Source organism: Labrys sp. E2SS-1L (assembly GCF_057073705.1).
The window spans coordinates 3,046,211-3,058,467 of sequence record NZ_CP172712.1 but is presented as its reverse complement, the minus strand read 5'-3'; the positions used below and the strand labels follow the sequence as shown (position 1 = coordinate 3,058,467).

Genomic DNA, 12,257 nt, shown 5'->3' with positions numbered 1-12,257 from the left:
CTAAGATCCGGACTGGCTTCAGGGGTGGTGGGGACCACATGCGCATGAGGATCGTCCATATCAGGGCCGTGCTGTCGGTCGCGATATTCGTCGGCCTGTGGGGCTCAGCCGGCGTGGCCCATGCCGACAAGCGCGTTGCCCTGCTGATCGGCAATGCCCGCTATCAGAATGCCGTGATGCTGACCAATCCGCCCAATGACGTCAGCGGCATGAAGGCAGCATTGAGCCAGGCCGGCTTCACCATCATCCAGCCTGAAAACGATCTGACCCGCCAGGGCATGGTGCAGGCATTGCGAGCCTTCGAAACGCAGGCCACCACGGCGGACGTGGCGGTGATCTATTATTCAGGCCACGGCATGGAACTCAACGGCGTCAATTATCTCCTGCCGGTGGACGCCCGCCTCGCGACCGACCGGGACGTCGAGGACGAAGCCGTGACCCTCGACAGGGTTCTGCGCTCGATCGAAGGAGCCTCTCGCCTCAAGCTGGTGATCCTGGATGCCTGCCGCAACAATCCCTTTCTGCCACGCATCAGCCGCAGCAACGCCAATCGAGCAGTCTCGCGCGGTCTGGCTCGCGTCGAGCCAGCCGGCACGAACACCCTGATTGCCTATTCAGCCGCCGCCGGCACCGTGGCCGCCGACGGCGACGGTCTGAACAGTCCCTTCACTGCCTCGCTGATCAAGCGCATCGTCGAACCCGGCATCGATGTCCGCATCATGCTCGGTAATGTGCGCGACGATGTCATGTCCGATACCGGGAACCAGCAGCAGCCTTTCGTCAACGGATCGCTCGGCGGTGGCGTCCTGTCCCTGATGGAAGCACCGGCCTCGGCCGGTGCTTCTCCCGCGACGGATCCGCTCTTCGGCGAGGCTGCACAGGTCTGGCCGGCGCTACGGGGCAGCACGGATGTCGGTGAACTCGAGACTTTCCGCAAGCGCTACGCCAACACCTTCTTCGGCGAACTGGCCGACAAACGCATCAAGGAGCTGTCGGTGCCGGCGACGACAAAGACGGCGCCTCCTGTCGTCCCGCAGACGGCGTCGGATCCCGCCGCCGGCCAGAAGCAGGCAGCTGCCGTCACCCCGGTGAGACCGGCGGCCCCGCCGCCTGAAACCGAATGCGACAGGCTGGCCGCCGGCCCGCTGGATCCGGACCGGGTCGGTGCCGGCGTGCTGTTCGGGCAGATCGATGCCGCCCGGGCCGTCGCGGCCTGCAACGACGCCCTGCATCAATATCCCGGCACCAGGCGGCTGCTCTTCCAGTATGGGCGCGCCCTCGATGCCGCCAAGCGCCACGCCGAGGCCTTCGCCACCTATCAGCAGGCCTTCGCCGCCGGCAGCCTTGCCGCGGCACACAATCTCGCCTTCCTCTATCGCGAGGGCAGCGGCGTACCGCGCGATTATGCCGAAGCCTTGCGCTGGTTCCGCAAGGCCGCCGATGGCGGCTATGCCAATTCCTATGTGAGTATCGGCTATCTCTACGAACTCGGGCTCGGTGTATCCCGGGACTATACCGAGGCCATGCGCTGGTATCGCCAGGGCGCCGACCGCGGCGACGTGGAAAGCCATGCCAACATCGCCCTGCTCTACGAAGGCGGCAAGGGCGTGAAGCGGGACTATGCCGAGGCCCTGCGCTGGTACCAGAAGGCTGCCGATCTCGGCGACACCAACAGCCTGGCCAGCCTCGCCTCCTACTACAACAACGGCCGAGGCACGGCGAAGAATCCGATGGAAGCCGCCGACTATGCCTTCAAGGCCCTGGAGCGCGGTTCCGAGTTCGAGCTCAACGAGCTGCTGACCAACGCCAAGGCCTGGTCGCCACGCTTCCATTCCGAGATGCTGCTCAAGCTCAAGGCCCGGGGCTATTATGACGGCCCGATCACTTCAAGCTTCAACGAGCAGGCGCGCGCCGCCCTGCGCAAATTGGCGGGCAGATAAGACGAGGCGATAGGATTTGGGATGAACGGGCTGATGCCGAGATTCATCCCTGACAGCCAACACCTTGCCGAAAAAGCAGAATGCCGGCCCGAGGGCCGGCATTCGATGAGATGCATTCGAGTGGATAGAGCCAATCAGATCATCTGGCTGATCGACTGCTCCCAATTGTTGGTCGCTGCCATCTGGCGCGGATCGACCAGGGCCAGCAGGGCCCGCTCGGCCCGGCTCACCCGACCATCGTGCTGGATGCGCCGGTTCAGCCAGGCACTATCGCGATCGGCCAGAACCACGGGCGTAGCCAGCGAACGGCCGCCCGTGTTGCTCGGCTGGTTGGTCGCCAGCAGATGGGCCTGAATGGTCTCGGCAAACAGCCCGTCCCAGGCCGGGTCCTCGCTGTTGCAGCCTTCGGCCATGTCGAACAGCATCTCGGCTTCCTGGCGCGAGACGATACGACGCTTGGCGCCCTTCTCGACCTGGAAGAGGCGGGCCATGTTGGCGATGTCCTGCGTATCGATCACGCGGGAGAAATGGATGCGGCCCTTGGCGGCCGGTCCCTCACCGGTCATCGCGGCATGCTGGATCTGGTGCAATGCGAAGCTGGCGAGATCATCCGGTACGCTGTCGGCCTGTTCGACCAGGTGGATCAGCAGGCCGAGCTCGGCGGCATTGGCCACCAGTCCCTCGCCGCCATCGAGCATCGAAAGCACCCAGGCTCCCTGCTCCTTGGAAATACTGCCCTTTGGCTCGTTGCGATCCAGGACGAAAGCCGTCAGCATTTCCTCGAAGAGGGCGTTGAAACCCTTGTTGCGCCCGGCCAGTACGCCCTGAAGCGCAAAGAGTGCGTCGGCATCGGCGGCCTGGAGCTGCACGCCGTCCTGCCAACGCTGACGCATTTGCTGGACTTCGGAATCCTCGATCGAACCGCGCTCCAGGGCGGGTTGAATCAGAGTTGCGATAGGTGACGTCACCATAGTGTCGTGCCTTGCCTTGGTTTGCGCCAAACTCGCGGCGCCTCATGATGCCAATTTGAGCCTGGACCACTCAAAGTGGCGTTAATGAGTCTCACCCTAAGGGCCGCACATGGCCAAAGAATGTGCGGTTCGCCACAATCCTGTGGCAATGTCGGGCCGAAATCCGATCATTCACAGCTTCTGGCTTGGCGGCCACCAAGGGGTCGACGATAGAGCCGATGTAAAGAGGCCGATCCGTTACACCCGATATCTATCTGATATCAAACCCTTTTCAGGGTTCAGCCATGCCGCTGCCGCAGGCCTGCCCTGCGAGGCGCGCTTCGCAGGGCAGGCCTGCAGGAAACGCTGCGCGCGGGATTCACCATGTTTTGTCATTTTCCCCTACGGCAGGCAGAATAACCGATAGGGCCGCCTCACTATAGCGGGATGTTGTCGTGCTTCTTGCGGGGAGCCTCGACATGCTTGTTACGCAGCATGGCAAGGGCCCGTGCCACGCGCTTGCGTGTCTGGGACGGCTGGACCACTTCGTCGATATAGCCGCGCTCGGCGGCGACGAAGGGCGAAAGAAATCGGTCTTCGTAGCCCTTGACGTGCTTGGCGATCTTTTCCGGGTCATCCATGTCCTGGCGGAAGATGATCTCCACGGCGCCCTTGGCCCCCATTACCGCGATCTGGGCCGTCGGCCAGGCATAGTTGACGTCGGCCCCGACATGTTTGGAGGCCATGACGTCATAGGCACCGCCATAGGCCTTGCGGGTGATCACCGTCACCAGCGGTACCGTAGCCTGCGAATAGGCGAACAGCAGCTTGGCGCCATGCTTGATCAGGCCGCCATATTCCTGCGCTGTGCCGGGCAGGAAGCCGGGAACATCGACAAGGGTGACGATCGGGATCTCGAAGGCGTTGCAGAAGCGCACGAAGCGCGCGCCCTTGCGGCTGGCATCGGAATCGAGCACGCCGGCCAGCACCATCGGCTGGTTGGCGACGATGCCGATGGTGCGCCCCGCAATGCGCGCAAAGCCCGTGATGATGTTGCGTGCGAACGTCGACTGGATCTCGAAGAAGTCCCCCTCGTCCGCCAGCTTGGTGACGAGTTCCTTCATGTCATAGGGCTTGTTGGGATTGTCCGGCACCAGCGTGTCGAGCGAAGGCTCGAGCCGTTCGATATCGTCGAAGGACGGGATCTCCGGCGGTCCCTCGCAATTGTTGGCCGGCAGGAAATCGATGAGCCGGCGCATCTGCAGCAGAGCCTCGACATCGTTCTCATAGGCGCCATCCGCTACGGAGGAGCGTACGGCATGCACGGATGCGCCGCCGAGTTCCTCGGCCGTCACCGTCTCGTTGGTGACCGTCTTGGTGACGTCGGGGCCAGTGACGAACATGTAGCTGGTGTCCTTCACCATGAAGATGAAGTCGGTCATGGCCGGCGAATAGACGTCCCCGCCCGCGCAAGGCCCCATGATCAGCGAAATCTGCGGGATCACGCCGGAGGCCAGCACGTTGCGCCGGAAGACCTCGCCATAGCCTCCCAGCGCTGCCACGCCTTCCTGGATGCGGGCACCGCCGGCATCGAACAGGCCGATGATCGGCGCCCGATTCTTCAGCGCCATGTCCTGGATCTTGTTGATCTTGTTGGCGTGGGTCTCCGACAGCGAGCCGCCGAACACCGTGAAATCCTTGGCGAAGACGAAGACTTTGCGGCCATTCACCGTGCCCCAGCCGGTGACGACGCCATCGCCGGCGATGTGGGTGCGATCCATACCGAAATCGACGGCGCGGTGCTCGACGAAGGCATCGAATTCCTCGAAGGAGCCAGCATCGAGCAACAGTTCCAGGCGTTCGCGTGCGGTGAGTTTGCCCTTGGCGTGCTGCGCGGCAATGCGCTTTTCGCCGCCGCCCAGCAGGGCCTGGGTGCGGCGCGTGTCGAGTTCGGCCAGGATATGCTTCATGAAGGGCGCTTCCCGCGGCTCTTGTTGGAACCTGCCGCGCCTTGTTCCATACAGCGATATCGCCCGGATTTCACCGTGCTCGGCCATTCCCCGGGGAAATTCCACAGGAACCGGCGCTCGCCGGCGCAAAACGCAACTTGAGCAGGAGAGCCGCAGCCAGAGTGACGGCGGCCAGCGCCAGCGAGAAAGCAAGCGCTCCCTCGGGACCCCACCAGTCGATCGCACGGGCATAGATGACCGGCGCCCCGGCCGAGACGACGAAGCTGGGGGCGAGAAGGCGGCCGGTGACAGCCCCATAGGCGCGATGGTCGAACAGGACGAGCGGGACCGTGCCGCGTGTGATCGTTGCGAGGCCGTTGCCGGCGCCATAGCCGAGTGCGAACAGCATGGCCGCCGTGAGTGAATAGCCACCGGCAAATCCGGCGGCGAAGGAAAGCGGCAGCAGGGAGCATGCAAGCAGATTGAGCGCGAGCGGATGCAGGCGCGTGCCAAACAGGATCTCGGCCAGCCTGGCGCAGGACTGGCCGATGCCCCGCAGGGTGGCGACCCAGACCGCCGAGGCCTGAGCGAGGCCGAGCCCCGCCAGGATGGCGATCATGTGGGAGGACATGCCGGCATTCAGAAAATTCATGATCGTGGTGATCAGCGCGTAGAGCACACCGGCGAGCAGGAGCTCCGAACCAGGCCGGTCAGCCCTCTGCCGGGACGTGTCGACATCGGGCACCGGCCCAACAGGGCGCCGGACGGCAGGCAGTGTCAAGGCAAGCGGCACCGTCGCCAGCATCAGGCCGGCATAGACGAGCACGGCTCCTCGCCAGCCTAGGCTGTCGGCCAGCGCCGTCCCCAATGGCCAGAAGGCAGTAGAAGACAACCCGCCCGGCAGCGTGATCTGCGCCATCGCCCGGCGCGCCTCGGCTCCACCGGCCCGCGCCAGAGCGGCAAAGGCAGCATCATAGAGCGTCAAGCGCATGGCAACGCCCAGGACGAGCCAGGCGGCGAAGTAGGCCGGCAGAGAATGGCTGAAGGCGAGCCCGACACAGGCCAAGGATGCGAGCATCGATCCGGTCGCCATCATGCCGCGACCGCCATGCCGATCGATCAGCCGTCCGCACAGCGGCGAAACCAGCCCCATCACCAACAAAGCGAGGGCGAAGCCGCCATAGACGATGTCGCGCGACCAGCCAAGGTCGGCTGCCATCCGCTCACCAAAGCCGCCGACCAGATAATAGGTCGCGCCCCAGGCCACGAACTGGAACAGGCCGAGGCAGAGCACGGTGTGGCGGGGAATCACCGCCTGACCTCGCCGTCGAAGGGTAACCCGCCGTTCCCGATTCCGAGCGGACGCTGCATCAGCACGGTATCGACCCAGCGCCCGAACTTGAAGCCGACCGACGTCAAGACTCCCACCTCCGAAAACCCCAAGCGCCGGTGCAAGGCAATCGATCCGGCATTGCCGCTATTGCCGATCACGGCCAGCATCTGGCGCCAGGGGCCAGCCTCACAGCGGGCGATCAGTTCCTCGAGCAGGAGGCGGCCAATGCCCCGCCCGCCCATGTCCGGGGCGACATAGACGGAATCCTCGACAGTGTAGCGATAAGCCGGCCGCGGCCTGTAGGCCGTGGCGTAGCTATAGCCGACCACGCGCCCCTCCATCTCGGCCACGAGATAAGGCAGTCCCTGGGCCAGGACGCCATGGCGGCGCGCAACCAACTCCTCCAGGCTCGGCGGCACCTCCTCGAAGCTTGCCAGCCCCTGCAAGACGTGGCGGGCATAGATTGGCTGCACCGCTGTCATGTCCTTCCCACGGGCGTCCCGCACGAGAACGGCCGCTGCATTGGCGGTTGGATCCATTCGATTCGCTGTCATTGCCGTCGCCTGATTGCATTTCTTCATAGCAGGATCGCCCGTCCCCGCCACCGGCAGCCCAACCAGCGCTTCCAGTCTGGTAAGGCCGATATCCGCAAGCAGTCGATCGTCGAGTTCGCGCAGAGCGGCCCGCTGATGCAGGCGTGACCGGGGAGACAAAGCGAGATAGCGCCCGCCTTCCCGGACGGCTGCTACGCACGCTGCCTGAAGCGACAGGCGTCTTGCCATCCTATCTTCTCTCCGGCTCGTGAAACCTGCCGTATTGTCTTCCTCCGTCTCGAATAAAGGAAGCTTTGGAAAATCATGCTAAGCATAAGGAAATCTTTGGCATGAGAACGACTTCGATATGGACCGACTCAACCTCGATCACCTCAAAACCTTCGCCGATGTCGTCGAACTCGGCAGTTTCTCGGCGGCAGCCGATCGGCTGAACCTGACGCAACCCGCCGTCAGCCTGCAGATCCGCCAGTTGGAGCGGCGCCTCGGTACGATGCTGATCGAACGCGTCGGCCGCAAGGCGAGGCCGACAGCAGCCGGCACGGAATTGCTGCTGCATGCCACCCGCATCGATGCCGCCGTGCAGGCCGCGCTCGAAGCGGTGGCTCGCCAGAGCGAAGGGGTGATGGGGACGGTGCGCATCGGCACCGGCGCGACAGCCTGCATCTTCCTGCTGCCGGCCCTGCTCCAGCGCCTGCGGCGACGTCATCCCCGACTGGAGATCGTCATCACCACCGGCAATACCGGCGAGATCGCCCGCGCAGTCGAGGACAACAGGCTCGACCTTGCCTTGGTTACCATGCCCGTCTCGAGCCGCTCGCTCGAGCTCGAGCCGGTCCTGGAGGACCCTTTCATGGTCATCGCGCCGCCGCAGACCCAACTGCCTGTGCCAGCTTCTCCTGTCACCCTCGCCGAATTGCCGCTACTGCTGTTCGAACCCGGCGGCAATACGCGGCGCCTCACCGATGAATGGTTCGCGCAAGCCGGCCTGTCACCGCGTCCCGTGATGTCGCTCGGCAGCGTCGAAGCGATCAAGGAACTGGTAAGGGCGGGCCTCGGCTGCTCGATCCTGCCCGGCATCGCCGTTCGCGGCGACGCGGCCTCCGGCGCCTTGACCGTACAGCCGCTCTCCCCGCCCCTGTCGCGCGTGCTCGCCATCATCGTCCGGCGCGACAAACCCCTGCATCGCGGGCTCAAGGAAATCCTGGGAGCCCTGCGCGAACTATCCGGCTCACCACCTGCTTCCGCAACGTCCGACGCCATATGTGAAGATTAACAATTTGTAATCAGCCACATCGAAGCGCCTTTGCTGGTAGCGGTGATGTCCAACCTCCCGGAATTGGCGGTCTACGGAGCACAGTTGCATTCGTCCACATGAAATCATCGCCCTGTCGAGACGTGAGCTCCAGTTGGCGACGACAAATCGTCGTGCAATAGTCTGAGCAAGCCTTTGGCGCCGGCTTCCCATTCGTCGGCGCGTATTCGGAATGGAGAGCCGTTCAAAACGACAACAATGAACGCATCCGACTATCCGGATCTTTCGAAGGCCTGCATCCAGGGAGGATCGTATGACCAAGATTCGGACGACCGGCGAAGGACAATCGTCCCGCCGTAAATTCCTCGGCGAGGCCGCTGCCGTCGCGGCTGTCGCCATTGCGACCCCATCCATCGCGCGGGCGCAGACCCCTACCAGCATGCGCTGGCAGAGCACGTGGCCGGCCAAGGATATCTTTCACGAATTCGCCCAGGACTACGCCAAGAAGGTCAATGACATGACTGGCGGCGAACTCAAGATCGAGGTCTTGCCCGCCGGTGCCGTGGTTCCGGCTTTCGGCCTGCTGGACGCCGTGTCGAAGGGAACGCTCGACGGCGGCCATGGCGTGATGGTCTATCACTACGGCAAGCAGACCGCCTTGGCCCTGTGGGGCTCAGGTCCTGCTTTCGGCATGGACGCCAACATGCTGATGGCATGGCATAAATATGGTGGTGGCAAGGAGCTGCTCGAAAAACTCTATGCCTCGATCGGCGCCAATGTCGTCTCCCTGCCCTATGGCGCCATGCCGACGCAGCCGCTCGGCTGGTTCAAGAAGCCTGTCGGCAAGCCGGAGGATCTCAGCGGCCTGAAATTCCGCACCGTCGGCATCTCCATCGACGTGTTCTCCGGCATGGGCGCGGCCGTGAATGCCTTGCCCGGCGGCGAGATCGTCTCGGCGATGGACCGCGGCCTGCTCGACGCCGCCGAATTCAACAATGCCTCCTCCGATCGTGCCCTGGGCTTCGCCGACGTCTCGAAGGTGTGCATGCTGCAGAGCTATCACCAGAATGCCGAGCAGTTCGAAATCCTTTTCAACAAGACCAAATATGACGCCCTGCCCGACAAGCTGAAGGCCATTATCGCCAATGCCACGGAGGCCGCCTCCCAGGACATGCAGTGGAAAGCGATCGACCGCTATTCCCAGGATTATGCCGAGTTGCAGTCCAAGAACGGCGTCAAGTTCTACAAGACGCCGGAAGCGCTTCTGAAGAAGCAGCTCGAAGTCTATGACGAGGTGGTGAAGAAGAAGGCGGCCGACAATCCCCTGTTCAAGGAGATCCTGGATTCCCAGATCGCCTTCGCCAAGCGCGCCGCGCGCTGGGAGCAGGACACGGTGGTCAATCGGCGCATGGCCTTCGATCACTATTTCGGGGCCAATGGCGCCGCAAAGAAGATCTGACGCTTCTGCGGGCACATGCCTGGCGCGGCTCTCAGGGATCGAGGCGCCTGCCTTAGTCATGCCCGGGCTTGACCCGGGCATCCAGGCTTTTCGTAATGGCGGTCGAAAGGTCGCGCAATTGCTTTCGCCATTACGCCAAGCACCTGTACCGTCGACCGGTCCCCGTTCATCGACGCGGCAGCCAAGCCGCATCGGCTCCTCCGCTTCCCCTCCGGCCGGACAGTCGCATGCATACTCAGCGTTTACTTCACGGGATCGACGCAATCAGCACCTGGGTCGGCAAGGCAGCGGCCTGGCTGATCATCGCCCTGATGCTGCTGGTGTGCGCCGAGGTCTTCAAGCGGTACATCCTGAACCAGCCGACCGCCTGGATTTATGACGCCAGCAATATGCTTTACGGCTCGTTGTTCATGCTGGCCGGCGCTTATGCCCTGGCGCAGAACGCCCATGTCCGCGGCGACTTCCTCTACAGCTCCATGCGCCCGCGCACCCAGGCGAGCTTCGACCTCGTGCTCTATCTCGTCTTCTTCCTGCCCGGCATCGCGGCCCTGGTCTACGCCGGCTATGACTATGCCGCCGCGTCCTGGCGCATCGGCGAGCATTCGAGCGTCACCGCCGACGGGCCGCCGATCTATCACTTCAAGACGGTGATCCCGATCGCCGGTGCTCTGGTCATGCTGCAGGGCCTGGCCGAGATCACGCGCTGCGTTCTGTGCCTCAGGAACGGGCAATGGCCGGAGCGGCTCAAGGACGTCAACGAGATCGACGTCGTCGGCGAACAGCTCGAGAACAGCCAATATGTCGATGCCAAGGAGCGCGAGGCTGCCATCGCCGCCATGCAGCGCATCGATGAGGCGGCGCGCCAGCGCGGCATGGGCGGAGAGAAACCGGGCGGAGAGAAACCGGGCGGAGAGAAACCGGGCGGGGAGCAACCCTGATGAGCGATCCCGCACTGGGCCTTCTCATGCTCGGCCTCATCGTGGTGGTGATCATGATGGGCTTTCCGACAGCCTTCACCCTGATGGGCCTCGGCATCTTCTTCGGCTTCTACGCCTATTACGACCCCGCCCAGCACTGGATGGACAACCGTGTCTTCGACCTGATGGTCCAGCGCAGCTATGGCGCCATGACCAATGACGTCCTGATCTCCATCCCGCTCTTCGTGCTGATGGGCTATGTGATGGAGCGCGGCGCGCTGGTCGACAAGATGTTCTATTCCATCCAGCTCTCCTTCCGGCGCCTGCCGGCGGCGCTGGCGGTGACGACGCTGATCGTCTGCACCTTCTGGGGCATTGCCAGCGGCCTGGTCGGAGCGGTGGTGGTGCTGATGGGGGTGATCGCCCTCAATCCGATGCTGCGCGCTGGCTACGACGTCAGGCTCGCTTCCGGCGTGATCACCGCCGGCGGCACGCTCGGCATCCTCATCCCGCCCTCGGTGATGATCATCGTCTATGCTGCGGTCGCCGGCCAGTCGGTGGTCAAGCTCTATGCCGCCGCGATGTTTCCGGGCTTCTTCCTCGCCTTCCTCTATCTGATCTACATCGTCGGCTGGGCGCTCCTCAATCCGCGCATCGCCCCGACCTTGCCGGCTGACCAGACCAAGGTGCCGGTCCCGGCCTGGATGCCGCGTTTCCAGGCCCTCTACACGCGGAACATGCCGGCGGGCCTGCTGCGAGCCCTGTTCTCGCCCCGGCGCGCCTTGGCCCTGGACACCGAAACCGGCCGGCTGACCTATTGGCAGATCCTCAAGAATTTCGCGGCCACGCTGGTACCCCTCGCTTTGGTCGCCGGCACGCTTGCCCTGGTGTGGTGGTATGTGGTCATCCACGGCCAGGCCGGCACCGAAGCCAGTGCCGCAGCCGGCCTCGAGCAATTGGGCTCGGCGCCCGAACAGCTCGGCGGGCCCGAACCGCTGGGAGGCCCAGAGCCGTTGGGAGGCCCAGAGCCGTTGGGAGGCCCAGAGCCGCTCGGCACACCGGACTCCAGTGGCCAGGCCGCCCCGGTCCAGGGCGGACCCGCGACCGCCTTCTTCGTGACCTTCGGCATCATCGCCGCCATGGCTGCGGTGATCCTGGCACGCTATTACCGTGCCATGGGGCCGGAACGGCTCGAGGTCATCAAGTTGCTCACCTCATCGGTGATGCCCCTCGCCATCCTGACCGTGCTGGTGCTGGCGGTGATTCTGTTCGGCATCACCACCGCTACCGAATCGGCGGCCGTGGGGGCGGCCGGTGCCTTCCTGCTCGCTTTCAGCGCCCGCACGCTCAACTGGAAACGCACCAAGGAGGCCGTGTTCCTCACCGCCAAGACCACGGCGATGGTGTGCTGGCTCTTCATCGGCTCGGCCGTCTTCTCTGCCGTCTTCGCCATTCTCGGCGGCCAGGCCCTGATCGAGCAATGGGTGCTGTCGCTCAACCTGACGCCCCTGCAGTTCATGATCCTGTCGCAGGCCATCATCTTCCTGCTCGGCTGGCCCCTGGAGTGGACCGAGATCATCATCATCTTCGTGCCGATCTTCCTGCCGTTGCTGAAGCATTTCGAGATCGATCCGATCCTGTGGGGCGTCATCGTCTTCGTGAACCTGCAGGCCGCCTTCCTGTCGCCCCCTGTCGCGATGTCGGCCTTCTATCTCAAGGGCGTGGCGCCGTCGCATGTGACGATCAACCAGATCTTCGCCGGCATGATGCCTTACATGCTGATCGTCATCGTCTGCATGGTGCTGATGTATCTGTGGCCCGGCCTGACGCTCTGGCTGCCGCAATATCTCTATGGCCGGTGATTTGGTGCCGACCATCGATGCAAAGGCTCGACTCGGGTGCC

General features: G+C 63.8%; 9 protein-coding genes and 1 pseudogene. 5 read left to right on the top strand and 5 right to left on the bottom strand.

Going from position 1 to position 12,257, the window contains the following annotated elements; translation table 11 throughout:
• Positions 1-38 precede the first annotated feature (38 nt).
• Positions 39-1,940 carry a caspase family protein gene (locus ACIGJE_RS14115; protein ID WP_483677741.1) on the top strand — a complete coding sequence of 634 codons (1,902 nt, stop codon included), beginning with the start codon at positions 39-41 and terminating at the stop codon, positions 1,938-1,940.
• Positions 1,941-2,074: 134 nt separating this feature from the next.
• Here the strand turns inward: ACIGJE_RS14115 and ACIGJE_RS14110 are convergent, their stop codons facing one another.
• The 5 genes and pseudogenes from ACIGJE_RS14110 to ACIGJE_RS14090 all read right to left on the bottom strand — a co-directional run.
• Positions 2,075-2,911, bottom strand: coding sequence for a hypothetical protein (locus ACIGJE_RS14110; RefSeq protein WP_311938623.1), 837 nt, complete (start codon positions 2,909-2,911; stop codon positions 2,075-2,077).
• 416 nt (positions 2,912-3,327) lie between these two features.
• Positions 3,328-4,860 carry an acyl-CoA carboxylase subunit beta gene (locus tag ACIGJE_RS14105; RefSeq protein WP_311934480.1) on the bottom strand — a complete coding sequence of 511 codons (1,533 nt, stop codon included), beginning with the start codon at positions 4,858-4,860 and terminating at the stop codon, positions 3,328-3,330.
• A 70-nt stretch (positions 4,861-4,930) separates the two neighbouring features.
• Positions 4,931-6,151, bottom strand: a complete 1,221-nt coding sequence (locus ACIGJE_RS14100) for an MFS transporter (protein WP_483677739.1) — start codon at positions 6,149-6,151, stop codon at positions 4,931-4,933.
• Complete coding sequence (locus tag ACIGJE_RS14095) at positions 6,148-6,726, bottom strand: N-acetyltransferase family protein (protein ID WP_483680251.1); 579 nt, start codon at positions 6,724-6,726, stop codon at positions 6,148-6,150. The genes ACIGJE_RS14100 and ACIGJE_RS14095 overlap by 4 nt, the downstream gene beginning before the upstream one ends.
• A gap of 78 nt (positions 6,727-6,804) precedes the next feature.
• Positions 6,805-6,954, bottom strand: a pseudogene (locus ACIGJE_RS14090) (YjiS-like domain-containing protein); the annotation flags it as partial.
• A gap of 118 nt (positions 6,955-7,072) precedes the next feature.
• On the opposite strand from ACIGJE_RS14090, the gene ACIGJE_RS14085 reads away from it, so the two are divergent.
• The 4 genes from ACIGJE_RS14085 (at position 7,073) to ACIGJE_RS14070 (ending at position 12,216) form a co-directional block, all read left to right on the top strand.
• Positions 7,073-7,999 carry a LysR family transcriptional regulator gene (locus tag ACIGJE_RS14085; protein ID WP_483677738.1) on the top strand — a complete coding sequence of 309 codons (927 nt, stop codon included), beginning with the start codon at positions 7,073-7,075 and terminating at the stop codon, positions 7,997-7,999.
• 292 nt (positions 8,000-8,291) lie between these two features.
• On the top strand, positions 8,292-9,437 hold the full coding sequence (locus ACIGJE_RS14080; protein WP_483677736.1) for a TRAP transporter substrate-binding protein: 1,146 nt from the start codon (positions 8,292-8,294) through the stop codon (positions 9,435-9,437).
• A 227-nt stretch (positions 9,438-9,664) separates the two neighbouring features.
• Positions 9,665-10,375 (top strand): TRAP transporter small permease subunit, encoded by a 711-nt coding sequence (locus tag ACIGJE_RS14075; RefSeq protein WP_483677734.1) that lies wholly within the window; start codon positions 9,665-9,667, stop codon positions 10,373-10,375.
• Entirely contained in the window at positions 10,375-12,216 is a 1,842-nt protein-coding gene (locus ACIGJE_RS14070) for a TRAP transporter large permease (protein WP_483677732.1), read from the top strand. Before ACIGJE_RS14075 ends, ACIGJE_RS14070 begins: the two co-directional genes overlap by 1 nt.
• The last annotated feature ends 41 nt before the right edge of the window (positions 12,217-12,257 follow it).